Consider the following 24,772-nt stretch of genomic DNA (forward strand, 5'->3'; position numbering starts at 1 on the left):
TTCCGATGAGTTGAGTATGATCGTGCCCGGCATTAGGGGAGAGCATCATGTTTGAATCACTGGTGAGTATGATATCGAGCGGCGCCGCTGCGAGTCACACGCCACAAACGGCAGTCGCTGCCGTGCTGTGCGCTGCGCTGGTCGGGCTGTTCAGCTAATTGTTCCCCCTCTCCTGCGGGAGAGGGGGAAAATATTAAATAACCCGTGAGAACTGCTGCATCCGGGCCTTTTGCCGTAGGTAGGCATCAAAGCACATACAGATGTTGCGGATCAGCAGGCGGCCTTTCGCCGTCACCTGAATGACCTTATCATCCACAGCCACCAGCCCGTCATGCGCCAGCGGCGCCAGCAGCTTCAGATCCTCGGCGAAATAAGACGCAAAATCCACATCCCACTGCGCCTCGACCGCCGCGATATCCAGCTGGAAGTTACAGATCAACGCTTTAATCACGTCGCGACGCAGACAATCATCGCGAGTTAACGCGATCCCGCGCCACAGGGCGTTCCCTTGCTCTGCTACCTGCTGGTAGTACTGCTTGAGCTCTTTTTGGTTCTGGGCGTAGCTGTCGCCAATCATGCTGATCGCCGAAACGCCCATCCCCAGCAGATCGGTATCGCCCTGAGTGGTGTAGCCCTGGAAATTACGATGCAGTACGCCGTGACGTTGCGCGACCGCTAATTCATCATCGGGACGGGCGAAATGGTCCATGCCGATAAACTGATAGCCTGCCGTCGTCAGCGAGCCGATGGTTTCCTGCAGGATCTCCAGCTTCTGCTCAGCGGAGGGCAGATCGGCATCTTTAATCTTCCGCTGAGCGGCAAAGAGCGTGGGCAGATGCGCATAGTTAAACACGCTCAGGCGGTCAGGATTGAGCTCGGCGACCTTTTGCAGGGTAAAGGCGAAGCTCTCCGGCGTTTGCTTCGGCAGGCCATAAATGAGGTCGATATTGGTCGAGGTAAAACCAATCTCCCGCGCATGGTTGAGCAAATCAAAGATGAACGCTTCGTCCTGCTCACGGTTAACCAGACGCTGAACCTCTTTATTGAAGTCCTGTACGCCCATACTCAGGCGGTTGAAACCCTCAGCGCGTAAATGATCGAGGACATCCAGTTCGATCTCACGCGGATCGACCTCTATGGAGATCTCGGCTTCCGCGCTGAAATGGAAATGGCTGCGCAACAGATCCATCAGGCGACTGATTTGCGCCTTATTGAGATAAGTTGGCGTGCCGCCCCCCCAGTGCAGTTGCTTCACCTGGCGAGTGGCAAACAGCGGCGCGCGGTGGATGATCTCCTGTTCAAGGACATCGAGATATTGATCGGCCTTATGCTGCTGGCGGGTGACTATCTTATTGCAGCCGCAGAAATAACACAGCTTATGGCAAAACGGGATATGCACGTACAGCGACAGGGGACGCTGTGGGTAACGGGCCACAGCGGCATCGAATTCCGCCGCGCCAAATTGCGGTGAAAACTCCAGCGCGGTGGGATACGAGGTATAGCGCGGCCCGGAATAGTTATATTTCTGGATCAGGGCCAGATCCCAGTCGATTATCTGCTCAGACATGCTCACTCCTTCCGATGGTGCCGCCGACGGGTACGCCGTCCCGGCCCCACCGCACCGCGGGTCATGAGCCGGTTGCGCAGCCATTTCTGACGCCGCGACAACCGTCGTAGTTTAACGAATAACCACAGCAGATAACATATAACCAGAAGGGTTATAAGGAGTACCGGGAATCCGATGGGATGCAAATGTTAGTTTCCACCCTTCAGCAGACGCATCATATCTTCCTGACGCTCTTCCTCTTCTTCATCTTCATCATCGTAAGAGAGGCCGAGCTGCTGCATCAGCTCATCAATGCGATCCAGTTTGGCGTCCACCCAGCTCTGCTCTTCAGCATTAAGGGTGCCGCCCTCTTCCAGACGTTCCAGCAGCGCGTCCAGGCGCTCATCATTCTCCAGCAACTCCAGCTCAGCCTGCGGTGAAAGCATAGGTTTCTCGCTCTTTGGTTTATGCTGCTTGGGGGCTGGAGCGCTGCTTTCGCTCACGCCCAGCGGGATCGGTTTTTTGCTACCCACGCGCGGATCTTGCGCCTGACGCTGTTTTTTACCCGCTGAAGCCGCATCGCCGCCGTTCGCGCGACTGCCTGCCGCGTGGCCACGATGTTTCTTCTGCCGTTTGCGATCGCGAGCTTCCTGATTTAACTCTTCACGCGACTTGCGGCCGGATTTGCCACGGGTGGCGGATGTCGGTTTTTTCATGATGTGTAATCTTCAGACAGTAGTATTCAGTATAGAATTGAGGCGGAATCTAGCAGAAAGCAAGCAAAGAAAAAAGGCGACAGATTACTCTGTCGCCTTTTTCCTCACTGACCACCCTTAACGGGCTCTTCTTTCCCTGTTCGCTAACGACTCACCCTGTCTTTCCCTTAGCGTCCAACGGTCCCTGTTTCTTCCTTTTCCCTGTAAAACGTCTCCAAGACGCGCGTCATCCTGACTATCCTGTGGTCTTCGCCTCCTGGCGCTTCCTGACTCCTCGTCCTGAGTCCTAATCCTTTCAGCATCCCCGCCGTTGTGTATTACTTTACCTTGTTGACAAAAATCGACAACCAGTCTGGCAGTTAAAAATCTATTTTCAGAATTCTCTATTTCTATAATTAATTAATTTTCAACACTTTAAATATGTTTTGTCTTATTTTCCTCAGGTATGTCCTATACAAAGAATAGTCAATGTCTCACAAACCATATGGTTTTTACTTACAGGAACGGCGTGCGGTAAAAACAGCCTTTTTCTGCTGTTCAGGTATAATCGCTGCCATAGCCTGTTTTAACGGAGACGACCGTCTTGACCAACTGGAATTATCAACTGACGCACTTTGTCACTAGCGCGCCAGATATCCGCCATCTTCCTGCCGATACCGGTATTGAAGTGGCGTTCGCCGGCCGCTCCAACGCGGGAAAATCCAGCGCGCTGAATACGCTGACTAATCAGAAGAACCTGGCGCGTACCTCCAAAACCCCGGGGCGTACGCAGCTGATTAACCTGTTCGAAGTCGCTGAGGGCAAGCGCCTTGTCGACCTGCCCGGCTATGGTTATGCGCAAGTACCCGAAGAGATGAAGATCAAGTGGCAGCGCGCGCTGGGGGAATACCTGGAAAAACGTCTATGCCTGAAGGGTCTCGTGGTGCTGATGGACATACGTCATCCGCTTAAAGATCTCGATCAGCAGATGATCGAATGGGCGGTAGAGAGCGATATTCAGGTGCTGGTACTGCTCACCAAAGCCGATAAGCTCGCCAGCGGCGCGCGTAAAGCGCAAGTGAATATGGTGCGTGAAGCGGTACTGGCCTTCAATGGCGATGTCCAGGTTGAACCCTTCTCTTCGCTGAAAAAATCTGGCGTCGATAAGCTGCGACAGAAGCTGGATAGCTGGTTTAACGAAATCCCGCCGCAAGAAGCCGTCGAAGACGCCGAGTAACCCCCGCTTTTTCCGGATAACGGCGCGTAGCGCCCTATCCGGACGTTCATACTACGTTGTTTTCACAGCCTTAAACTTTTCTTTCGCGCAATAAAAAACGCCCCGGTCATAAATGACCGGGGCGGCTAAAATATTCAGCCAAATCCGATTACGTGAAGTAAAAGGTCTGAAAGATAGAACATCTTACCTCTGTACCCTACGCGAATAACTTTACTCTTCTTTCGCTCACGGATAAAGCATTTTTTGTAGTTTTTTTTCACTATTTACATAGCAAATTCAAATGATCCTCACAAAACTCTATAAGTTATGTTGCTTACTTACAGAAAATCGCGTTGCGCTTTGTATACTTAGTGCGCTTGATCCCAGTTTTCGCCGCTGCCCACTTCCACCAGCAACGGTACCGCCAGCGTAGTGCTGTTCTCCATCAGTTCGTGGATCTTTTTCGATACGGCATCGAGCTCATCCTTATGCACTTCAAAGACCAGTTCATCGTGAACCTGCATGATCATCCGCACGCGAGGTTTCTCGCTCCGCAGCCATTCATCAACGGCAATCATCGCCCGCTTGATAATATCCGCAGCCGTCCCCTGCATCGGGGCGTTAATCGCCGCACGCTCCGCGCCGGCACGACGAGCGCCATTGCTGGACTTGATATCCGGCAAATAGAGTCGACGGCCATCCAGCGTTTCAACATACCCTTGCTCCTTCGCCTGTGCGCGGGTGCGCTCCATATACTCCAGGACGCCCGGATAACGTTCGAAATAAAGATCCATGTACTTCTGCGCTTCTTTACGCGGGATGTTCAGCTGGCGGGCCAGGCCAAAGGCGCTCATGCCGTAGATCAGACCGAAGTTGATGGCTTTCGCACTGCGCCGCTGTTCGCTGCTGACGCTGTCCAGCGGTAAGCCAAATACTTCAGCCGCCGTCGCCCGGTGAATATCCTTCCCTTCCGCGAAGGCGGTCAGCAGGCCTTTATCCCGCGACAGGTGCGCCATAATGCGCAGCTCGATTTGCGAGTAGTCCGCCGAGACAATGACGTAATCTTCCGGCGCGATAAACGCCTGGCGAATACGGCGCCCTTCTTCGTTACGCACCGGAATGTTTTGCAGGTTTGGATCGGTAGACGACAAACGGCCGGTGGCGGTGACCGCCTGATGATAGGAGGTATGCACGCGGCCCGTTTTGGGGTTAATCATCAGCGGCAGCTTATCGGTATAGGTCGACTTCAGCTTCGCCAGCCCACGATACTCCAGAATCACTTTCGGCAACGGATAATCGAGCGCCAGCTCTTCCAGCACCTCTTCAGAGGTGGACGGCGCACCGCCCGGCGTCTTCTTCAGCGGCTTGATACCCTGTTTTTCAAACAGGATCGTTTGCAGCTGTTTGGTGGAGGAGAGATTAAACGCTTCCCCGGCGATCTCATGTGCTCGCTGCTCCAGCTCAACCAGGCGCTGGGCAATTTCCTGCGAGTGCGCATGCAGCACGGCGGGGTCGATTTTAACGCCGTTGCGCTCAACGCGAGACAGCACCGGCACCAGCGGCATTTCAATATGCTGGAAGATATTCAGCGGGCCTTCATGCTGCTGTAGCTTCGGCCACATCTTCAGATGCAGCTGGAGCGTAACGTCGGCATCTTCCGCCGCGTAGCGACCAGCCTCTTCCAGCGCAATCTGGTTAAAGGTGAGCTGATTCTTACCCTTGCCAGCGATCTCTTCGAAGGTAATGGTTTTATGTTTCAGCCAGCGGTCGGAAAGACTGTCCATATCGTGGCGGCCCGCCACGCTGTCGAGAATGTAAGACTCGAGCATGGTATCGAACGCAATCCCGCGCAGCTCAATGTCGTAATTAGCCAAAATGCCGCGATCGTATTTGAGATTTTGCCCGACCTTGAGCACCTTCTCATCCTCCAGCAGCGGTTTAAGCAGCGCCAGCACGCGCTCGCGCGGGATCTGATCCGGCGCATCAAGATAATCATGCGCTACCGGGACATAGGCGGCCACGCCTGGCTCAACAGCGAATGAAAGACCAACCATGTTGGCGGAGATGTTATCCAGGCTGTCGGTTTCCGTATCAAAGGCAAAGAGCGGCGCCTGCTTCAGCTTATCGATCCAGGTGAGCAGCGTAGCCTCATCAAGGATAGTGACATAATGCTCTGCTGAAAGTGCAGTAGCGGCTTCAACCTCTTCTTCCGCTTCTGCCGCTGCTGCAGGCGCTGCAGGTTTCGCAGCCGGTTTGCCCCCCTTAGCCTGCAGCCATTTTCCGGCCTCAACGTCGGTGGTCCAGCGCTTAAATTCATACTGTCTGAACAGCGCCAGCAGATCGTCTGCCGCCGGCGGCTGCACCTCCAGCTCTTCGCAGGTGAGCTCCAGCTCGACGTCGGTTTTGATGGTCGCCAGCTGATAAGAGAGATAAGCCACGTCCTTGTTCTGCTCGAGCTTCGCCGCCATCGTTTTCGCGCCGCGGAAGCTCAGTTCAGCGATCTTCTCCGGTTCCGCATACAGCGTATCAAGGCCGCCGAGGCCTTGCAGCAGCGCCTGGGCGGTCTTTTCGCCCACGCCCGGCACGCCGGGAATGTTATCCGAGGAGTCGCCCATCAGCGCCAGGAAATCAATAATCAGCTCCGGCGGGACGCCGTACTTAGTAACCACCTCATCCGGTCCGAGGATAGTGTTGGTCATGGTATTGATCAGGGTGATGCCCGGCGTCACCAGCTGGGCCATGTCTTTATCGCCGGTGCTGATCAGGACTGGGCGACCTGCCCTTTCCGCTTCCCGCGCCAGGGTGCCAATCACATCGTCAGCTTCGACGCCCGGGACTGCCATCAGCGGCAGCCCCATCGCTTTCACCATCTTATGCAACGGCTCAATCTGCGCGCGCAGATCGTCCGGCATCGGCGGGCGGTGAGATTTGTAATGCTCGAACAATTCATCACGGAAGGTTTTCCCTTTCGCATCAAAGACCACGACGGCATGAGTCGGTTGATACTGCAGTATCAAACTGCGCAGCATATTCAGTACGCCGTACATAGCCCCGGTGGGCTCCCCTGCGCTGTTAGTCAGCGGCGGAAACGCATGATACGCCCGATAAAGATAGGAGGAGCCATCAACGAGGATGAGAGGGTTTTCTGGGATCTGAACCATAATTTCCGTGCCTGTTTATCAGATTATGGATAAAGGATGCCACAGACGGGCATGAAATCCTGAATTTTTCCCGCAATTCGCGGAAAAGATTCAACGATCGTCGCGATCGCGCGACAACTTAGCTTGTGGATAACTTTGTGTATAGTTTTACAACGTCAGCTTATCCGCCCCTGAAAATAAATGAATAAATAGTATTATTTACTATTTATCAACCACTTAAAAACAAATCAACGATCCTGGCATTAATTTGATGACCTAATCTTCCATGTGGATAGAAGATCCTTGTTTTTTTCTGTTCTGGTAAGACCCGTCATTTGCCGCGTTTTCTGGTAAAATCAGCCTCTTGCGCAGCTTAAAGGCGCTCTTTGTCAGCCTAACTTTCTGAATAAACTAACTATGTCGAGATTACTCGCTGCGATAACACTTCCGCTGAGTATCGCCTTAACCATCTTAGTCACCATTATCTGCTCTGTACCGATCATCGTCGCCGGGCTGATTAAACTGCTGGTCCCCATTCCAGCGGTATGGCGCTCTATATCCGTTTTTTGCAATTTTATGATGTACTGCTGGTGCGAAGGGCTGGCGCTGCTGTTGCATCTCAATCCCTGGCTAAAATGGGACGTCCAGGGTCTGGAAGGCCTGAACAAAAAGAACTGGTATCTGCTGATCAGCAACCACCACAGCTGGGCAGACATCGTGGTGCTGTGCGTGTTGTTCCGCAAGCATATTCCGATGAATAAGTACTTCCTTAAACAACAGCTGGCGTGGGTACCCTTCATTGGCCTCGCCTGCTGGGCGCTGGATATGCCTTTTATGCGCCGCTACTCGCGCAGCTATCTTATTCGTCACCCGGAGCGCCGCGGTAAAGATGTCGAAACCACCCGCCGTTCGTGTGAAAAATTTCGCGCGCATCCGACGACTATCGTCAATTTTGTGGAAGGCTCGCGTTTTACCGAAGAAAAAAAGCGCGAAACGCGCTCTCCTTACCACAACCTGTTACCGCCGAAAGCCGCTGGTATCGCCATGGCGCTCAACGTACTCGGTTCGCAGTTCGATAAACTGCTGAACGTCACGCTGTGCTACCCGGATAATCATACAAGACCATTTTACGATATGTTAAGCGGCCGCCTGACGCGCATCGTGGTCCGTATCAATCTGGTCCCTATTGGCGAAGAGCTGCACGGCGATTACGTTAACGATAAGAACTTTAAGCGCGGCTTCCAGCGCTGGCTGAATGGCCTATGGGAAGAGAAAGACCGTCAGTTGACTGACATCATGAGGGACAAAGAACGGTAGCTATTGCAAAACAGATAAAGTAACGCCGGTCAGTGACCGGCGTTTTTTTTATTTCTTCTCTACCAGTTGCTTCACGGTATCCGCATACTGAGCGACGAAGACATCCATATTGCTGGTGTCCATCCCCTGCGGATTCAGCTGGTATTTACCATTAACATACATAGCCGGTACGCCCTGCAGCTGCAGATCGGCTGCCGCTTTCTCTTGCTGAGCGACCAGAGATTTCACCACGAAGCTATTCCATGCGGCATCGTAGTCTTCCCCTTTCACGCCAGCGTCGACAAACACTTTACGAATGTCAGCCACACTCTGCACAGTCTGGTTTTTCTGCACGGCTTCGAACATCGGCGCAGTAATTTTGTCTTCAACGCCCAGCGCGATGGCCACCGCCCATGCCTGCGTCAGATCCTTGCCCAGCGGACCCAGGAACTCAACGTGGTATTTGGTCATTTTAGTGCCTTCCGGCAGTTTCTGGCGCACATTGTCAGAGACATGCAGCACTTCTTCAAACTGGTAGCAGTGCGGGCAGTAGAACGAAAAGAACTCGAGCACCTGCGGCTCGCCAGCAATCGGCTTATCAAGGGTGATGTACTGCTTGCCGTCGGTGATCTGGGCAGCGGATGCACTAAAAGCCAGAATCATACCAGCCAGCGCCAGCCAAACTTTTTTCATGATTTACTCTCTCCTGGATATATCACATTAATACATTGGCGTTAACTGAAGCGGGGGTTCCTGTAGAACCTTCACCTGCTCAAGAAAAGTCGACGTCTGCCCCCGCCAGTAATCCTCCCCGGTTAACCAGGGGAAATTGACCGGGAAAGCGGGATCGTCCCAGCGTCTGAGCAACCACGCCAGATAATAAACCAGTCGCATAGCGCGTAAAGGTTCAATCAGCGCGATTTCATCGCTGTTAAAGGGGCTGAATTCCTCATAGGCCTCGACAATAGTCTCCAGCTGCATACGCTGTTCAGCCTTATCGCCGTTGAGCAGCATCCACAGATCCTGAATCGCCGGGCCGGTGCGCGCATCGTCTAAGTCGACAAACAGTGGTCCGTCGCGCCAGAGGATATTACCGGCATGGCAGTCACCGTGCAGGCGCAACGTGTTCCCGCGGCCGTGCCATTGCTCCATGACGGCAGCAATGAGTTTATCGGTCGCCTTCAGGAAATCGGCCTTCAGGCCAGAGGGGATCAGCGTCGCCTGCTCAAACACCTGACGCGGTTCCAGCAGGTACTCCTGCACGCCAATTTCCGGGCGGGCAGTAAAGCGCTGTTTGCAGCCCGTCTGGTGCAGGCGCCCCAGATAGCGGCCAACCCATTCCATCTGATCAAGGTTATCCGCTTCGAACTGACGACCGCCAAGGCTTGGGAAAACGGCAAAGTAGAATCCCTGATGCTGATGAAGCGTGCTGTCATTAAATAAGAGCGGCGCAGCAACGGGCACTTCATCTTCTACAAGCTGAAGCGCAAACTGGTGTTCTTCAAGGATCTGTTCTGCGGACCAGCGCTCAGGACGATAGAACTTTACCACATAGCGATGGCGCTCTTCGTCCTGGAACTGATAAACGCGGTTCTCATAGCTGTTTAGCGGGGTGAGACCGGAGTCCACCCGCATACCCAGATCGAATAACCCATCGATAATGGTATCCGGGCGAAGCGTCTGAAAAGTAAAAGCCTTATCGTGCATCCTGACATCCGATAATCGTACGAATAGTTCAGGATATCATCTCATTGCACTTTACGCGGTAGCGCTTACAACCTTTTACTCTTTTATTACCCCGCGGGCGCGCAGCAGCGCGGTTTTAAAGTCCTCTTCATAATCCTTCTGAATACCCGGGATGACAGCATCTTTGGAAGAGTCGCGCATCTTCAGGTGATAGATCAGAATATCGTCGGAAAGATCGCTCAGTTCGCCATCATAGCCGGCCTCTTTCGCCAGCTTCTGCAAAAATTGCATCAGGTTCAGTTCAGGCTCTTTTTGCCAGGCTGGCTGGAGGAGTTCAATTACTTCATTCAGACGTTTACATTTCATGGTCATGCTCCTTACTCTTGATAGGGACAAGTTAACAGGGTCAATCCCACAATGAAAGAGGCGATATTCATATGCAAAGCGAGGCGATAACCGGCGTCGTGCTGGCGGGCGGCAGGGCCACGCGGATGGGCGGCATTGATAAAGGATTACAGGCGCTAAATGGTCGCCCTCTCTGGCGACACGTCGCGGAAGCATTAGCCCCGCAGGTAGATGAGTTAGTCATTAGCGCCAATCGTCATCTTGAACAGTGGCGTGCCAGCGGATTTCCGGTCTTTCGAGACATACAGGAGGGTTATCAGGGACCGCTGGCCGGAATGCTTGCTGTGATGCAGCAGGTCGCGAGCCCATGGTTTGTTTTTTGCCCCTGCGACACGCCGTTCATTCCGTCCTTTTTGGTGGAGCGCTTTATCCAGCAGAGAGGGGACGCACCGGTCGTTTGGGCCCATGACGGCGAACGGGATCATCCTGCCGTTGCATTAGTTCATCGTCAAATCATTCCTGAACTGGAGGCTTATCTGGCACATGGAGAGCGCAGGGTGATGGTTTTTATGCGACAAATGGGTGGGCGCCCGGTGAATTTCAGCGATGTGAAAACTGCTTTCATTAATGTAAATACGCTCGAAGATTTGCAGCAGATGCAGGAGCCATCATGATCCCATTACTGGCGATCGCCGCATGGAGCGGTACCGGAAAAACAACATTATTAAAGCGTCTTATCCCTGAGCTTTGCGCTCTAGGATTACGCCCGGGACTGATAAAGCACACCCATCATGATATGGACGTGGATAAGCCGGGCAAAGATAGCTATGAACTGCGTAAGGCGGGCGCTGCGCAAACTATTGTCGCCAGCGAACAGCGGTGGGCATTGATGACCGAGACGCCAGAGAAGCCGGAATTAGATCTCACGTGGCTGGTCAGTCGAATGGATGCCAGCAAACTGGACCTGGTTTTAGTGGAGGGGTTTAAACATGAACCCGTGCCGAAGATCCTGCTTTTTCGGCAAAACAGCGGCCATCGTGTAGAAGAGCTGGTAATTGATGAGCATACCATCGCCGTGGCCAGCGATGTATCGATCGCGACCTCACTTCCGCTGCTGGATTTAAATGATGTACCACAGATCGCGACATTTATTGTGAGTTGGTTAGAGAGGCAATAGTCATTTATCGACGGTGATATAGGAGGGATTTTCCCGGAGGCGGTGCTGCGCACCTTGTCCGGCCACAGGGACGTAGCCCCGTGTCGGATCCGTAGCCCCGGCAAGCGCAGCGCCACCGGGGGGACATGCCGGCACGCTGGCCGGACGACAGAAACGCAAAAAGCCCATCCGACAGGATGGGCTCTTCACTTGTTTGATGCCTGGCAGTTCCCTACTCTCACATGGGGAGACCCCACACTACCATCGGCGCTACGGCGTTTCACTTCTGAGTTCGGCATGGGGTCAGGTGGGACCACCGCGCTAGTGCCGCCAGGCAAATTCTTTGTGCTCAGTATGCAATTCTTTATATTGCGTACTCAACTCTGAATCTAAGCTGAAAATTCTCAAATCCGCCAAAACATCTTCGGCGTTGTAAGGTTAAGCCTCACGGTTCATTAGTACCGGTTAGCTCAACGCATCGCTGCGCTTACACACCCGGCCTATCAACGTCATCGTCTTTAACGTTCCTTCAGGAGACTTAAAGTCTCAGGGAGAACTCATCTCGGGGCAAGTTTCGTGCTTAGATGCTTTCAGCACTTATCTCTTCCGCATTTAGCTACCGGGCAGTGCCATTGGCATGACAACCCGAACACCAGTGATGCGTCCACTCCGGTCCTCTCGTACTAGGAGCAGCCCCCCTCAATTCTCCAGCGCCCACGGCAGATAGGGACCGAACTGTCTCACGACGTTCTAAACCCAGCTCGCGTACCACTTTAAATGGCGAACAGCCATACCCTTGGGACCTACTTCAGCCCCAGGATGTGATGAGCCGACATCGAGGTGCCAAACACCGCCGTCGATATGAACTCTTGGGCGGTATCAGCCTGTTATCCCCGGAGTACCTTTTATCCGTTGAGCGATGGCCCTTCCATTCAGAACCACCGGATCACTATGACCTGCTTTCGCACCTGCTCGCGCCGTCACGCTCGCAGTCAAGCTAGCTTATGCCATTGCACTAACCTCCTGATGTCCGACCAGGATTAGCTAACCTTCGTGCTCCTCCGTTACGCTTTGGGAGGAGACCGCCCCAGTCAAACTACCCACCAGACACTGTCCGCAACCCCGGTCAGGGGCCAACGTTAGAACATCAAACATTAAAGGGTGGTATTTCAAGGTTGGCTCCACGCAGACTGGCGTCCACGCTTCAAAGCCTCCCACCTATCCTACACATCAAGGCTCAATGTTCAGTGTCAAGCTATAGTAAAGGTTCACGGGGTCTTTCCGTCTTGCCGCGGGTACACTGCATCTTCACAGCGAGTTCAATTTCACTGAGTCTCGGGTGGAGACAGCCTGGCCATCATTACGCCATTCGTGCAGGTCGGAACTTACCCGACAAGGAATTTCGCTACCTTAGGACCGTTATAGTTACGGCCGCCGTTTACCGGGGCTTCGATCAAGAGCTTCTCCTTACGGATAACCCCATCAATTAACCTTCCGGCACCGGGCAGGCGTCACACCGTATACGTCCACTTTCGTGTTTGCACAGTGCTGTGTTTTTAATAAACAGTTGCAGCCAGCTGGTATCTTCGACTGGTCTCAGCTCCATCCGCAGGGACTTCACCTACACACCAGCGTGCCTTCTCCCGAAGTTACGGCACCATTTTGCCTAGTTCCTTCACCCGAGTTCTCTCAAGCGCCTTGGTATTCTCTACCTGACCACCTGTGTCGGTTTGGGGTACGATTTGATGTTACCTGATGCTTAGAGGCTTTTCCTGGAAGCAGGGCATTTGTTACTTCAGCACCGTAGTGCCTCGTCATCACACCTCAGCCTTGATTATCCGGATTTGCCTGGACAATCAGCCTACATGCTTAAACCGGGACAACCGTCGCCCGGCTAACATAGCCTTCTCCGTCCCCCCTTCGCAGTAACACCAAGTACAGGAATATTAACCTGTTTCCCATCGACTACGCCTTTCGGCCTCGCCTTAGGGGTCGACTCACCCTGCCCCGATTAACGTTGGACAGGAACCCTTGGTCTTCCGGCGAGCGGGCTTTTCACCCGCTTTATCGTTACTTATGTCAGCATTCGCACTTCTGATACCTCCAGCATGCCTCACAGCACACCTTCGCAGGCTTACAGAACGCTCCCCTACCCAACAACACATAGTGTCGCTGCCGCAGCTTCGGTGCATGGTTTAGCCCCGTTACATCTTCCGCGCAGGCCGACTCGACCAGTGAGCTATTACGCTTTCTTTAAATGATGGCTGCTTCTAAGCCAACATCCTGGCTGTCTGTGCCTTCCCACATCGTTTCCCACTTAACCATGACTTTGGGACCTTAGCTGGCGGTCTGGGTTGTTTCCCTCTTCACGACGGACGTTAGCACCCGCCGTGTGTCTCCCGTGATAACATTCTTCGGTATTCGTAGTTTGCATCGGGTTGGTAAGTCGGGATGACCCCCTAGCCGAAACAGTGCTCTACCCCCGAAGATGAGTTCACGAGGCGCTACCTAAATAGCTTTCGGGGAGAACCAGCTATCTCCCGGTTTGATTGGCCTTTCACCCCCAGCCACAAGTCATCCGCTAATTTTTCAACATTAGTCGGTTCGGTCCTCCAGTTAGTGTTACCCAACCTTCAACCTGCCCATGGCTAGATCACCGGGTTTCGGGTCTATACCCTGCAACTTAACGCCCAGTTAAGACTCGGTTTCCCTGCGGCTCCCCTATACGGTTAACCTTGCTACAGAATATAAGTCGCTGACCCATTATACAAAAGGTACGCAGTCACACCCGAAGGTGCTCCCACTGCTTGTACGTACACGGTTTCAGGTTCTTTTTCACTCCCCTCGCCGGGGTTCTTTTCGCCTTTCCCTCACGGTACTGGTTCACTATCGGTCAGTCAGGAGTATTTAGCCTTGGAGGATGGTCCCCCCATATTCAGACAGGATACCACGTGTCCCGCCCTACTCTTCGAGTTCACAGCCTGTGCATTTTGGTGTACGGGACTATCACCCTGTACCGTCGGACTTTCCAGACCGTTCCACTAACACACAAGCTGATTCAGACTCTGGGCTGCTCCCCGTTCGCTCGCCGCTACTGGGGGAATCTCGGTTGATTTCTTTTCCTCGGGGTACTTAGATGTTTCAGTTCCCCCGGTTCGCCTCGTTAACCTATGTATTCAGTTAACGATAGTGCAACGAATTGCACTGGGTTTCCCCATTCGGACATCGCCGGTTATAACGGTTCATATCACCTTACCGACGCTTTTCGCAGATTAGCACGTCCTTCATCGCCTCTGACTGCCAGGGCATCCACCGTGTACGCTTAGTCGCTTAACCTCACAACCCGAAGATGTTTCACTTCTGATTGCGAAAATTTGAGAGACTCGAACACACTTAAACAGTGTGTCGTTTCAATTTTCAGCTTGATCCAGATTTTTAAAGAGCAAATATCTCAAACATCACCCGAAGATGAGTTTTGAGATAGTTCGGCACGCGTCTTTCACTCACGAACCAGCAAGTGGCGTCCCCTAGGGGATTCGAACCCCTGTTACCGCCGTGAAAGGGCGGTGTCCTGGGCCTCTAGACGAAGGGGACACTGAAGTCTCAATCGCAAGACGCCTTGCTTCTTTACTTTCATCAGACAATCTGTGTGAGCACTACAAAGGCAGGTTCTTTAAGGTAAGGAGGTGATCCAACCGCAGGTTCCCCTACGGTTACCTTGTTACGACTTCACCCCAGTCATGAATCACAAAGTGGTAAGCGCCCTCCCGAAGGTTAAGCTACCTACTTCTTTTGCAACCCACTCCCATGGTGTGACGGGCGGTGTGTACAAGGCCCGGGAACGTATTCACCGTAGCATTCTGATCTACGATTACTAGCGATTCCGACTTCATGGAGTCGAGTTGCAGACTCCAATCCGGACTACGACATACTTTATGAGGTCCGCTTGCTCTCGCGAGGTCGCTTCTCTTTGTATATGCCATTGTAGCACGTGTGTAGCCCTGGTCGTAAGGGCCATGATGACTTGACGTCATCCCCACCTTCCTCCAGTTTATCACTGGCAGTCTCCTTTGAGTTCCCGGCCGAACCGCTGGCAACAAAGGATAAGGGTTGCGCTCGTTGCGGGACTTAACCCAACATTTCACAACACGAGCTGACGACAGCCATGCAGCACCTGTCTCACAGTTCCCGAAGGCACCAATCCATCTCTGGAAAGTTCTGTGGATGTCAAGACCAGGTAAGGTTCTTCGCGTTGCATCGAATTAAACCACATGCTCCACCGCTTGTGCGGGCCCCCGTCAATTCATTTGAGTTTTAACCTTGCGGCCGTACTCCCCAGGCGGTCGATTTAACGCGTTAGCTCCGGAAGCCACGCCTCAAGGGCACAACCTCCAAATCGACATCGTTTACGGCGTGGACTACCAGGGTATCTAATCCTGTTTGCTCCCCACGCTTTCGCACCTGAGCGTCAGTCTTTGTCCAGGGGGCCGCCTTCGCCACCGGTATTCCTCCAGATCTCTACGCATTTCACCGCTACACCTGGAATTCTACCCCCCTCTACAAGACTCTAGCCTGCCAGTTTCGAATGCAGTTCCCAGGTTGAGCCCGGGGATTTCACATCCGACTTGACAGACCGCCTGCGTGCGCTTTACGCCCAGTAATTCCGATTAACGCTTGCACCCTCCGTATTACCGCGGCTGCTGGCACGGAGTTAGCCGGTGCTTCTTCTGCGGGTAACGTCAATCGCCAAGGTTATTAACCTTAACGCCTTCCTCCCCGCTGAAAGTGCTTTACAACCCGAAGGCCTTCTTCACACACGCGGCATGGCTGCATCAGGCTTGCGCCCATTGTGCAATATTCCCCACTGCTGCCTCCCGTAGGAGTCTGGACCGTGTCTCAGTTCCAGTGTGGCTGGTCATCCTCTCAGACCAGCTAGGGATCGTCGCCTAGGTGAGCCGTTACCCCACCTACTAGCTAATCCCATCTGGGCACATCTGATGGCATGAGGCCCGAAGGTCCCCCACTTTGGTCTTGCGACGTTATGCGGTATTAGCTACCGTTTCCAGTAGTTATCCCCCTCCATCAGGCAGTTTCCCAGACATTACTCACCCGTCCGCCGCTCGTCACCCGAGAGCAAGCTCTCTGTGCTACCGCTCGACTTGCATGTGTTAGGCCTGCCGCCAGCGTTCAATCTGAGCCATGATCAAACTCTTCAATTTAAGTTTGATGCTCAAAGAATTAAACTTCGTAATGAATTACGTGTTCACTCTTGAGACTTGGTATTCATTTTTCGTCCGAGGACGTTAAGAATCCATGTCACTTTGAGTGCCCACACAGATTGTCTGATAAATTGTTAAAGAGCAGTGCCGCTTCGTTTTCGCTGCGGCGCGGGGTGTGCATATTACGCTTTCCCGCTGCAGAGTCAAGCATTTATTTTTGCTTTTCTCTGCGAGGTTCTCACCGGAACCCCGCTGACCCGGCGGCTTGCTTGCCGTTGTTCCGTGTCAGTGGAGGCGCATTATAGGGAGTAATTCTGAGGTGACAAGGGGAAATGCAAAAAAAGTTTTCAACCGTCTCTTTTTTCAACAATGCGGCGAGGAATGTCGCAAAAAACCGCCGTTTTGCCGTTTTAACCGACGAAACGGGGCGCCTGGTGGCATACTGTTAGAGTAGAGGAAAGAAAGGAACGGCATTTATGTCTTTAAGCGCACAGCAACTGGCGGCACAAAAGAACATCTCCTGGGTACTGGCCGAAAAGCTCGCCCAAAAAATACTGACTGGCGAATATCAGCCGGAAAGCATTCTTCCCGGCGAAATGGAGTTGGGGGAGCAGTTCGGCGTAAGCCGTACCGCCGTCCGCGAAGCGGTGAAGACGCTTACTGCAAAAGGCATGCTGCTGCCCCGCCCTCGCATTGGCACCCGGGTGATGCCGCGCAGCAGCTGGAATTTCCTTGATAAGGAACTGCTCTCCTGGTGGCTAACAGAAGATAACTTCGAAGAGGTGGTAAGCCACTTTCTCGTCATGCGCAGCAGCCTGGAGCCACAGGCCTGCTTTCTCGCCGCCGCCAACGGCACCGCCGGGCAAAAAGCGCAGCTCAATACATTAATGGAAGAGATGATTGCTCTGAAACGCCATTTTCAGCGCGAACGCTGGATAGAAGTCGATATGGCCTGGCATGAGCATATCTATGAAATGAGCGGTAATCCTTTCCTCAGCTCTTTCGCCTCGCTGTTTCATTCGGTCTACCACACCTACTTCACGTCGATTACGCAAAATGAAGTGGTGAAGCTCGATCTCCACCAGGCGATTGTCGATGCCATTCTTAACAGTGATGCGCCGGGGGCGTTGCTCGCCTGCCAGGCATTGTTGAACGCCCCACACCACGTAAATCAATAACAAGGATTTGGCATGAGCGGAAAAAAAGGGCGCAGCATGGCTGGCCTGCCGTGGATCGCGGCGATGGCCTTCTTTATGCAGGCGCTGGATGCCACCATTCTTAACACCGCCCTCCCGGCTATCGCCCACAGTCTTAATCGTTCTCCCTTAGCGATGCAGTCGGCCATTATCAGCTATACGCTGACGGTGGCGATGCTGATCCCGGTCAGCGGCTGGCTGGCCGATCGCTTCGGCACGCGCCGGGTCTTTATCATCGCCGTTAGCCTGTTCACCCTCGGTTCCCTCGCCTGCGCCCTCTCCAGTTCCTTAACGGAACTGGTCATTTTTCGCGTAATTCAGGGGATCGGTGGGGCGATGATGATGCCGGTGGCGAGGCTGGCCCTGCTGCGTGCCTACCCCCGCAGCGAACTGTTGCCGGTCCTGAACTTTGTCACCATGCCGGGATTGGTGGGGCCGATTCTGGGCCCGGTACTCGGCGGGGTATTTGTTACCTGGGCCAGCTGGCATTGGATTTTCCTGATAAACATTCCGATCGGCGTAATTGGCATTCTGTACGCCCGTAAATACATGCCAAATTTCACAACGCCGCGCCGACGCTTCGATATAGGCGGTTTTCTGTTATTTGGCTTAAGTCTGGTGTTATTTTCCAGCGGTATTGAACTGTTTGGGGAAAAAATCGTGGCGACATGGCAGGCGCTGGCCGTGATTGCCGTCAGTCTGTTACTGCTCGTGGCCTATGTGCGTCACGCGCGTCGCCATCCGACGCCGCTTATCTCGCTCTCTTTATTTAAGACCCATACGTTCTCGGTCGGCATTGCCGGCAACCTCGCCACGCGGTTAGGTACCGGCTGCGTACCGTTTCTGATGCCGCTGATGCTGCAGGTTGGTTTCGGCTATCCGGCCATTATCGCCGGCTGTATGATCGCCCCCACCGCTATCGGCTCGATTATTGCGAAATCCACCGTTACCCAGGTGCTGCGCTGGTTTGGCTATCGTAAGACCCTGGTGGGGATCACCGTGTTTATTGGCCTTATGATCGCCCAGTTCTCGCTGCAGTCGCCAGAGATGCCGCTGTGGATGCTTCTTCTGCCGCTGTTCGTGCTGGGGATGGCGATGTCCACGCAGTTTACCGCCATGAATACCATTACCCTGGCCGATCTGACCGATGATAATGCCAGCAGCGGCAACAGCCTGCTGGCCGTCACCCAGCAGCTTTCCATTAGTCTCGGGGTGGCCATCAGCGCTGCGGTGCTACGCTTCTATGAAGGTTTTGATAATGCAAGCACGGTACAGCAGTTTCACTACACCTTTATAACCATGGGCGTGATAACCATTATATCGGCGCTGATGTTTATGCTGTTAAGAGCGAAGGATGGCCGCAACCTGATTAGCGAGCGGCATAAACGCTAAGCGGAACCGCGAACCACCAGCTCCGGCGTTAACTGAACGCGCTGCTGTTTTTGCTGCGGATCGGCCATGCGATGGATCAGTACGTCGATGGCCAGTTCCCCCAGCTCATCCTTTGGCTGGTGAATGGTGGTCAATGGCGGCGTCATATAACGTGCCAGCTCAATATCATCGTAGCCCACCAGCGCCATATCCTGCGGAATCAGCAGCCCGGCCTGGTATAACGCCTGATAAGCGCCAACCGCCATCGCATCGTTACCGACAAACACCGCCTGCGGACGCTGCGGCAACGCCAGCAGCTGCTGCATCGCGCTAAACCCGCCGCCAAACTCAAAATCACTGGTCACCACATATCCTTCGGCAACCGGCAGGCCGCAGCGCGCCATCGCGGCATGATAGCCTTCAAGACGCAGGCGCGCCGGGGTTTTATCCAGCGGGCCGGCAATACAGGCAATGCGTGAATGCCCCTGGTCAATCAGATACTGGGTCGCCATATCGCCGCCGAGCAGCGAGTTATCCTGAATCAGATCGCTATCGCCATCAAAGGGGGCCCAGTCCATCATAACCGTCGGTACCGACGGATAGCGCTGCATGATTTCCGGGGAGGGCTGATGGGTCTCCGTGCACAGCAGGAGTAATCCATCGACGCGTTTTTGCATTAGCGTCTCCAGATTACGATTCATTCGCTGCTCATCACCTTCGGTATTGCAGAGCACGAGGCTATAACCCCGCTCAAAGCAGCTACGCTCCACGCCCCGCACCAGCTCCGAATAAAACGGATTGGTACTGGCGGTGATCAGCATGCCGATGGTACGGGTTTGATTGAGCTTGAGGCTACGCGCCAGCGCAGAGGGGGCGTAGTTGAGGCTTTTGATCGCAGCGTCAACTTTGGCGGTAATCGCCTCGCTGACAAAGCGGTCCTTATTGATGACGTGTGACACCGTCGATGTGGAAACGCCCGCGATGCGGGCCACATCTTTCATCGTAGCCAAGCATTACCCCTGTTGCGCTAAAAATTCATCGATCTCTGTGCGCCAAGGCACGGACGGCTGAGCACCTTTGCGGGTTACGGCGATCGCCGCTGCGGCATGCGCAAAGCGAATCGCCTCCGGCAGGGCGGTCCCTTCCAGCAGCGCGGTCACCAGCGCGCCGTTAAAGGTATCACCGGCCGCGATAGTATCAATGGCCTGTACGCGAAACCCTAGGATCCGGCGGCTTTCGCCTTCGGCACTGAGCCAGACGCCGCGGCTGCCGAGGGTGATCATCACCGTACCAATGCCTTTGGCATGCAGCACGTTGGCGGCTTTTGCCGCATCTTCGTCACTCTCAACCCGAATACCGGTCAGCTTTTCCGCTTCGGTTTCGTTAGGGGTAATAATATCCACCAGCGCCAGCAGTTCATCCGGTAGTTCACGCGCTGGCGCGGGGTTCAGCACCACGGTGGTGTGATGGTGATGGGCGATTTTCGCCGCCGCTATGACGCTCTCCAGCGGCGACTCCAGCTGCATCAACAACGCCTGTGCGCTGGCGATACGCTCTTTTTCCGCCTCAACCTGGGAGACGGAAAGCGCCGCATTGGCGCCGGCATGAATACCGATGACATTCTCACCTTCGGCGTTAACGAAAATTAACGCCACCCCGGTCGCTTCCCCGGCAACCGCGCGCACGGGGGCCACGTCGATTTTATCGCTCGCCAGCTGACGACGGATGCGTTCACCGATATCGTCATCGCCGGTGCAGGCGATAAACGCGATATCCGCTCCGCTGCGCCCGGCGGCCACCGCCTGGTTGGCCCCTTTTCCACCGAACGCCACCTGATAATGGTGGCCGGTGACGGTTTCGCCCGGCGTCGGGAAAGCGTCAAGGTTAAGAATGTGATCGGCATTGATACTGCCAAGGACGACAAGTTTGCCTGCAGCTTTCATCATTTCTGTTCCCGGGAAAGCGCGCCACCGGGATCCGGTGGCGCATGCCCTGCTTTTCTTTTTTTATATTGTCCCTCGGACCGTTGCCAGTCCGAATCGCATATTACTGCTTAACGACCAGCTTCAGCTCAACCGGGTAGTTAGCTTCCACTTTTTCGCCCTTCAGTACCTTATCAGCAGTCTCAACGCCTTTCGCGCCGATCTGCTCCGGCAACTGTGCGACGGTCGCCGCCAGTTTGCCACTGTTTACTGCTTTTTCGCCATCCGGAGTGCCGTCAAATCCAACCACCATCACATCGGACTTGCCTGCGGTCTGCAGCGCGCGCAGGGCGCCCAGCGCCATTTCATCATTTTGCGCGAACACTGCCTGGACGTCAGGATGTGCGGTCAGCAGGTTCTGCATCACGTTAAGGCCTTTGGTGCGGTCGAAATCGGCCGGCTGGCTGGCCAGGACGTTGAATTTGTGCGCCGCCACGGCCTGTTTAAAGCCTTCGCCACGCTCGCGAGCCGCAGAAGTTCCGGCAATGCCCTGCAGCTCAATGACTTTTGCACTTTCACCCACTTTTTTCGCGATGTAATCGCCAGCCATTTTCCCACCCTGCACGTTGTCAGAGGCGATATGGCTCACAACATCGCCTTTTGTCGCCTGACGGTCGAGAGTGATGACCGGGATTTTCGCCTGGTTCGCCATCTTCACGGCGTTGCCGACGGCATCAGAGTCGGTGGGGTTGATCAGCAGCAGCTTGGTGCCGCGCACCGTTAAATCCTGGACGTTCGCCAGCTCTTTCGCCGGGTTGTTCTGGGAATCCAGCACCACCAGGTTGTAGCCCAGCTTGTCAGCTTCTTTTTGCGCGCCGTCTTTCAGCGACACGAAGAACGGGTTGTTGAGGGTAGAGATAACCAGAGCGATGGTGTCTTTGGCCATCGCGTTCGCGCTAACGGTCGCACTTAGCGCAACAGCAGAGACCAGGGTCGCCAGTTTTTTCATATTCATAGTTAAGATGTCCTGTAGAGTTCTTAGTTACTGCTTTTTGTTATCTACCAGTACCGCCAGCAAAATCACCACCGCTTTAACGATCATCTGGTAATAGGAAGAAACGCCTAAAAGATTAAGACCATTATTCAGGAAGCCAAGGATCAGCGCACCAATCAGCGTGCCGACGATGCGTCCTTTGCCACCAGCGAGGCTGGTGCCGCCGAGCACCACCGCCGCAATGGCGTCCAGCTCATAGCCCGTCCCCGCCGTCGGCTGCGCGGAGGAGAGACGCGCCACTTCGATGATCCCGGCCAGCGAAGCCAGCATTCCGCACAAGGCGTAAACGATAATTTTAACTTTATTGACGCTAATCCCGGACAGACGCGTCGCCGCTTCATTACCGCCCAGGGCATAAATATAACGGCCCAGGCGAGTATGGTGCAGCATGTACCAGGCCGCCAGGAAGACAATCGCCATGATCCATACCGGCGTCGGGATCCCCAGCGGACGCCCGATGCCAAACCAGCCGAACAGATCGGCATTATCGCTAAAGCCGGTATTGATCGGGCTGCCGTTGGTGTACACCATGGTTACGCCGCGCAGCAGCAGCATCATCACCAGGGTGGCGATGAAGGCCTGCACGCGGCCTCTCGCTACAATCACCCCGGTGACTGCGCCGATCGCCGCACCTAATGCGAGGGCAGCCGCGACCGCCACCAGCGCATTAACCTCAATGCCAACGATCGACGCTGCCACCGCACCGGTGAGCGCCAGCAGGGAGCCGACGGACAGATCGATCCCCGAGGTCAGTATGACCAGCGTCATCCCTACCGCCATAATGGCGTTAACGGAGGTTTGCTGCAGAATATTGAACAGGTTATTGACGGTAAAAAAGTTGGGGCTCATGGTCGATACCACCGCGATCAGCACCAGCAGGGCAATCAGCGATTTTTGCTCCATCAGCCACGCTTTTGTGAAATAGCGGCGACCAGAAACAGCCTGGGTTGTCATCTTTCTTACTCCTGATTCACACGGTTAAGCTTGCCCACAGCGGCAGCCATCAATACTTCCTGGGTGGCCTGCTCGCGTGTGAATTCACCGCCGAGATGCCCTTCGTGCATCACTATGATGCGATCGCTCATGCCCAACACTTCCGGCATCTCGGAGGAGACCAGAATGATGCTCAGGCCGTCGGCTTTGAACTGGTTGATGAGCTGGTAGATCTCTTTCTTCGCCCCGACGTCGACGCCGCGGGTCGGTTCATCGAGGATCAGCACCTTCGGCCGGGTCATCAGCCCGCGGGCGATGGCGACCTTTTGCTGGTTGCCGCCGGAGAGCAGGCCGATCGCCTGCTCCATGGACGGCGTTTTCACGTTAAACAGGCGGATGAAATCACTCACCGCCTGCTGTTCATCTTTATGCTTAAGACTACCGCCCGCCCGGCTGAAATAGCGCAGCGCCGTCAGGGACATGTTTTCTTTTACCGACATCCCGAGAACCAGACCATCGCGCTTACGGTCTTCGGAGATATAGACAATGCCGTTCGCCAGACCATCCTGCGGCGAACGGGTCACCACTTCGCGGCCATCGAGCGTCACGGAACCGCTGCTGCGCGGCAACGCGCCGTACAGCACTTTCATCAGTTCGGTCCGCCCGGCGCCCATCAGCCCGGCAACGCCGAGGATCTCCCCCTGGCGCAGGGTAAAGGTCACGTTATCCACCCCCGGGCCGCAGAGGTTGTCGACCTTCAGGCGCACCGCGCCGGGCGCCTTATCGAGGTGTGGATATTGGTCTTCCAGCTTACGGCCGACCATCATCTCGATAAGTCGGTCCTCATCCAGCGACGAGACCTCGCGCTCGGCGATAAACTGCCCGTCACGAAAGACCGTCACGTCGTCGCAAATCTCGAAGATCTCTTTCATACGGTGGGAGATATAGACGATACCGCGCCCCTGCGACTTCAGTTCGCGGATGACGCGGAACAGCGATTCGGTTTCGGTATCGGTCAGCGCATCGGTCGGTTCATCCATAATGATGACTTTCGATTCGAAGCTCAGCACTTTGGCGATCTCCACCATTTGCTGATCGCCAATCGATAGATCGCCCACCAGTTTCTGGCTGGTAAAGCGGAGATTCAGCTTTGCCAACAGCTTGTCGGCTTCGGCATACATCTGCTTCCAGTCGATTTTGCCAAAACGGTTAACGAACTCGCGGCCAAGGAAGATGTTCTCGGCGATCGTCAACTGAGGGATCAGGTTCAGTTCCTGATGGATAATGCCGATCCCGGCTTCCTGGGAGGATTTTGGGCCGTTAAAGGTCGTCTCTTTGCCTAACCACAGCAAAGAGCCGGCATCACGGGTGTAGATCCCGGTCAACACCTTCATCATAGTGGATTTGCCGGCGCCATTTTCCCCTACCAGCGCCATCACCCGGCCGGCATAGACATTCAGCGCCGCGCCGGAGAGCGCCTTGACGCCAGGGAACGCTTTGTCGATCCCTTTCAGTTGCAATAAGGCTTCCATGACGGCGACCTCAGAACGTGACGCCGGCACAGAGAATGATATTCGCAAACGGGGAACACTCCCCGCTGCGAATTACCGCCTGACTGTCTGCGGTTTGTTTTTTGAACTGCTCATGGCTGGTGTAACGAATTTCAATGGTATTTCCCTGGTGCTGCTGCAGCTGCTCGAGGTGAGTGAGCAACGTCGCGTGGAGCTGCGGATTATGGGTTTTAATCTCTTCCGCGATGACAGCCGCTTCAACCTGCATTTCCGTCGTCACCACTTCCAGCACCTGCATAAATGAAGGTACGCCCTGAGTCAGCGCCATATCAATGCGCGTGCTGCTGCGGGGAACCGGTAATCCGGCATCGCAGACCACCAGCGTATCGGTGTGGCCCAGGCGGGAAATGACCGCGGAAATATCAGCGTTAAGTACGGTGCCTTTTTTCATTTTTTCTCTTTTGCTCCACTAGCGAAACGTTTCGC

General features: G+C 54.4%; 19 protein-coding genes, 1 tRNA gene and 3 rRNA genes. 7 read left to right on the forward strand and 16 right to left on the reverse strand.

Annotated elements, in window-relative coordinates; all coding sequences use genetic code 11:
- The first annotated feature begins 47 nt into the window (after positions 1 to 47).
- On the forward strand, positions 48 to 158 hold the full coding sequence (locus KB892_RS25285; protein WP_004152951.1) for a YshB family small membrane protein: 111 nt from the start codon (positions 48 to 50) through the stop codon (positions 156 to 158).
- A gap of 35 nt (positions 159 to 193) precedes the next feature.
- On the opposite strand, the gene hemN is transcribed toward KB892_RS25285, so the two are convergent.
- Together hemN and yihI are read right to left on the reverse strand one after the other, a co-directional pair.
- On the reverse strand, positions 194 to 1,567 hold the full coding sequence (hemN, locus tag KB892_RS25290; protein WP_002882745.1) for an oxygen-independent coproporphyrinogen III oxidase: 1,374 nt from the start codon (positions 1,565 to 1,567) through the stop codon (positions 194 to 196).
- A 188-nt stretch (positions 1,568 to 1,755) separates the two neighbouring features.
- Complete coding sequence (gene yihI / locus KB892_RS25295; protein WP_002882743.1) at positions 1,756 to 2,262, reverse strand: Der GTPase-activating protein YihI; 507 nt, start codon at positions 2,260 to 2,262, stop codon at positions 1,756 to 1,758.
- 583 nt (positions 2,263 to 2,845) lie between these two features.
- On the opposite strand from yihI, the gene yihA reads away from it, so the two are divergent.
- Complete coding sequence (gene yihA / locus KB892_RS25300) at positions 2,846 to 3,478, forward strand: ribosome biogenesis GTP-binding protein YihA/YsxC (protein WP_002882734.1); 633 nt, start codon at positions 2,846 to 2,848, stop codon at positions 3,476 to 3,478.
- A 347-nt stretch (positions 3,479 to 3,825) separates the two neighbouring features.
- Here yihA and polA read toward each other — a convergent pair whose 3' ends face one another.
- Complete coding sequence (gene polA, locus KB892_RS25305) at positions 3,826 to 6,618, reverse strand: DNA polymerase I (RefSeq protein WP_002882729.1); 2,793 nt, start codon at positions 6,616 to 6,618, stop codon at positions 3,826 to 3,828.
- Between the two features lie 396 nt (positions 6,619 to 7,014).
- Here polA and KB892_RS25310 point away from each other — a divergent pair, with 396 nt between their 5' ends.
- Complete coding sequence (locus KB892_RS25310) at positions 7,015 to 7,914, forward strand: acyltransferase (RefSeq protein ID WP_002882728.1); 900 nt, start codon at positions 7,015 to 7,017, stop codon at positions 7,912 to 7,914.
- Between the two features lie 48 nt (positions 7,915 to 7,962).
- Here KB892_RS25310 and dsbA read toward each other — a convergent pair whose 3' ends face one another.
- From dsbA to KB892_RS25325, 3 genes are all read right to left on the reverse strand, one after another.
- Positions 7,963 to 8,586 (reverse strand): thiol:disulfide interchange protein DsbA, encoded by a 624-nt coding sequence (gene dsbA, locus KB892_RS25315; protein WP_004146224.1) that lies wholly within the window; start codon positions 8,584 to 8,586, stop codon positions 7,963 to 7,965.
- A 27-nt stretch (positions 8,587 to 8,613) separates the two neighbouring features.
- A complete protein-coding gene (locus KB892_RS25320; protein ID WP_002882726.1) occupies positions 8,614 to 9,600 on the reverse strand; it encodes a serine/threonine protein kinase in 987 nt (328 codons plus the stop codon).
- A gap of 75 nt (positions 9,601 to 9,675) precedes the next feature.
- Positions 9,676 to 9,945 carry a YihD family protein gene (locus KB892_RS25325; protein ID WP_002882612.1) on the reverse strand — a complete coding sequence of 90 codons (270 nt, stop codon included), beginning with the start codon at positions 9,943 to 9,945 and terminating at the stop codon, positions 9,676 to 9,678.
- A gap of 71 nt (positions 9,946 to 10,016) precedes the next feature.
- On the opposite strand from KB892_RS25325, the gene mobA reads away from it, so the two are divergent.
- Together mobA and mobB are read left to right on the forward strand one after the other, a co-directional pair.
- Positions 10,017 to 10,598 (forward strand): molybdenum cofactor guanylyltransferase MobA, encoded by a 582-nt coding sequence (mobA, locus tag KB892_RS25330; RefSeq protein WP_002882607.1) that lies wholly within the window; start codon positions 10,017 to 10,019, stop codon positions 10,596 to 10,598.
- Positions 10,595 to 11,101 carry a molybdopterin-guanine dinucleotide biosynthesis protein MobB gene (gene mobB / locus KB892_RS25335; protein ID WP_002882596.1) on the forward strand — a complete coding sequence of 169 codons (507 nt, stop codon included), beginning with the start codon at positions 10,595 to 10,597 and terminating at the stop codon, positions 11,099 to 11,101. The genes mobA and mobB overlap by 4 nt, the downstream gene beginning before the upstream one ends.
- A gap of 198 nt (positions 11,102 to 11,299) precedes the next feature.
- On the opposite strand, the gene rrf is transcribed toward mobB, so the two are convergent.
- The 4 genes from rrf to KB892_RS25355 all read right to left on the reverse strand — a co-directional run bounded on the left by rrf (position 11,300) and on the right by KB892_RS25355 (position 16,299).
- Positions 11,300 to 11,415 (reverse strand): 5S ribosomal RNA (rrf, locus tag KB892_RS25340).
- A 99-nt stretch (positions 11,416 to 11,514) separates the two neighbouring features.
- Positions 11,515 to 14,416, reverse strand: a 23S ribosomal RNA gene (locus tag KB892_RS25345).
- Positions 14,417 to 14,598: 182 nt separating this feature from the next.
- A tRNA-Glu gene (locus KB892_RS25350) sits at positions 14,599 to 14,674 on the reverse strand.
- A gap of 85 nt (positions 14,675 to 14,759) precedes the next feature.
- Positions 14,760 to 16,299 (reverse strand): 16S ribosomal RNA (locus KB892_RS25355).
- Together the 16S, 23S and 5S rRNA genes with 1 tRNA gene alongside form the textbook arrangement of a ribosomal RNA operon.
- Positions 16,300 to 16,775: 476 nt before the next feature.
- Here KB892_RS25355 and KB892_RS25360 point away from each other — a divergent pair.
- Together KB892_RS25360 and mdtD are read left to right on the forward strand one after the other, a co-directional pair.
- Positions 16,776 to 17,477: a FadR/GntR family transcriptional regulator gene (locus KB892_RS25360; RefSeq protein WP_002882540.1), complete on the forward strand. Its 702-nt coding sequence runs from the start codon at positions 16,776 to 16,778 to the stop codon at positions 17,475 to 17,477.
- A 12-nt stretch (positions 17,478 to 17,489) separates the two neighbouring features.
- Positions 17,490 to 18,887 carry a multidrug transporter subunit MdtD gene (gene mdtD, locus KB892_RS25365; protein WP_002882539.1) on the forward strand — a complete coding sequence of 466 codons (1,398 nt, stop codon included), beginning with the start codon at positions 17,490 to 17,492 and terminating at the stop codon, positions 18,885 to 18,887.
- Here the strand turns inward: mdtD and rbsR are convergent.
- The 6 genes from rbsR to rbsD form a co-directional block, all read right to left on the reverse strand.
- On the reverse strand, positions 18,884 to 19,876 hold the full coding sequence (gene rbsR / locus KB892_RS25370; protein WP_002882538.1) for a ribose operon transcriptional repressor RbsR: 993 nt from the start codon (positions 19,874 to 19,876) through the stop codon (positions 18,884 to 18,886). The genes mdtD and rbsR overlap by 4 nt on opposite strands.
- 3 nt (positions 19,877 to 19,879) lie before the next feature.
- A complete protein-coding gene (gene rbsK, locus KB892_RS25375) occupies positions 19,880 to 20,812 on the reverse strand; it encodes a ribokinase (protein WP_004217808.1) in 933 nt (310 codons plus the stop codon).
- A 100-nt stretch (positions 20,813 to 20,912) separates the two neighbouring features.
- A complete protein-coding gene (gene rbsB, locus KB892_RS25380) occupies positions 20,913 to 21,803 on the reverse strand; it encodes a ribose ABC transporter substrate-binding protein RbsB (RefSeq protein WP_002882536.1) in 891 nt (296 codons plus the stop codon).
- Positions 21,804 to 21,830: 27 nt separating this feature from the next.
- Positions 21,831 to 22,796: a ribose ABC transporter permease gene (gene rbsC, locus KB892_RS25385; protein ID WP_002882531.1), complete on the reverse strand. Its 966-nt coding sequence runs from the start codon at positions 22,794 to 22,796 to the stop codon at positions 21,831 to 21,833.
- A 5-nt stretch (positions 22,797 to 22,801) separates the two neighbouring features.
- Positions 22,802 to 24,307, reverse strand: a complete 1,506-nt coding sequence (gene rbsA, locus KB892_RS25390) for a ribose ABC transporter ATP-binding protein RbsA (protein WP_002882529.1) — start codon at positions 24,305 to 24,307, stop codon at positions 22,802 to 22,804.
- Between the two features lie 10 nt (positions 24,308 to 24,317).
- Positions 24,318 to 24,737, reverse strand: a complete 420-nt coding sequence (gene rbsD, locus KB892_RS25395; RefSeq protein WP_002882527.1) for a D-ribose pyranase — start codon at positions 24,735 to 24,737, stop codon at positions 24,318 to 24,320.
- Between the last annotated feature and the right edge of the window lie 35 nt (positions 24,738 to 24,772).

This window comes from Klebsiella sp. P1927 (assembly GCF_018204675.1).
Classification (GTDB): Bacteria; Pseudomonadota; Gammaproteobacteria; order Enterobacterales; family Enterobacteriaceae; genus Klebsiella; species Klebsiella pneumoniae.

Excerpts from the sequence above, each read along its gene's own strand:
- hemN (WP_002882745.1), bottom strand. The coding sequence starts at position 1,567 with ATGTCTGAGCAGATAATCGACTGGGATCTGGCCCTGATCCAGAAATAT.
- rbsK (WP_004217808.1), bottom strand. The coding sequence starts at position 20,812 with ATGATGAAAGCTGCAGGCAAACTTGTCGTCCTTGGCAGTATCAATGCC.
- rbsA (WP_002882529.1), bottom strand. The coding sequence starts at position 24,307 with ATGGAAGCCTTATTGCAACTGAAAGGGATCGACAAAGCGTTCCCTGGC.
- KB892_RS25325 (WP_002882612.1), bottom strand. The coding sequence starts at position 9,945 with ATGAAATGTAAACGTCTGAATGAAGTAATTGAACTCCTCCAGCCAGCC.
- polA (WP_002882729.1), bottom strand. The coding sequence starts at position 6,618 with ATGGTTCAGATCCCAGAAAACCCTCTCATCCTCGTTGATGGCTCCTCC.
- KB892_RS25360 (WP_002882540.1), top strand. The coding sequence starts at position 16,776 with ATGTCTTTAAGCGCACAGCAACTGGCGGCACAAAAGAACATCTCCTGG.
- KB892_RS25310 (WP_002882728.1), top strand. The coding sequence starts at position 7,015 with ATGTCGAGATTACTCGCTGCGATAACACTTCCGCTGAGTATCGCCTTA.
- yihI (WP_002882743.1), bottom strand. The coding sequence starts at position 2,262 with ATGAAAAAACCGACATCCGCCACCCGTGGCAAATCCGGCCGCAAGTCG.
- mobA (WP_002882607.1), top strand. The coding sequence starts at position 10,017 with ATGCAAAGCGAGGCGATAACCGGCGTCGTGCTGGCGGGCGGCAGGGCC.
- dsbA (WP_004146224.1), bottom strand. The coding sequence starts at position 8,586 with ATGAAAAAAGTTTGGCTGGCGCTGGCTGGTATGATTCTGGCTTTTAGT.
- mobB (WP_002882596.1), top strand. The coding sequence starts at position 10,595 with ATGATCCCATTACTGGCGATCGCCGCATGGAGCGGTACCGGAAAAACA.
- rbsD (WP_002882527.1), bottom strand. The coding sequence starts at position 24,737 with ATGAAAAAAGGCACCGTACTTAACGCTGATATTTCCGCGGTCATTTCC.
- mdtD (WP_002882539.1), top strand. The coding sequence starts at position 17,490 with ATGAGCGGAAAAAAAGGGCGCAGCATGGCTGGCCTGCCGTGGATCGCG.
- rbsC (WP_002882531.1), bottom strand. The coding sequence starts at position 22,796 with ATGACAACCCAGGCTGTTTCTGGTCGCCGCTATTTCACAAAAGCGTGG.
- rbsB (WP_002882536.1), bottom strand. The coding sequence starts at position 21,803 with ATGAATATGAAAAAACTGGCGACCCTGGTCTCTGCTGTTGCGCTAAGT.
- KB892_RS25285 (WP_004152951.1), top strand. The coding sequence starts at position 48 with ATGTTTGAATCACTGGTGAGTATGATATCGAGCGGCGCCGCTGCGAGT.
- KB892_RS25320 (WP_002882726.1), bottom strand. The coding sequence starts at position 9,600 with ATGCACGATAAGGCTTTTACTTTTCAGACGCTTCGCCCGGATACCATT.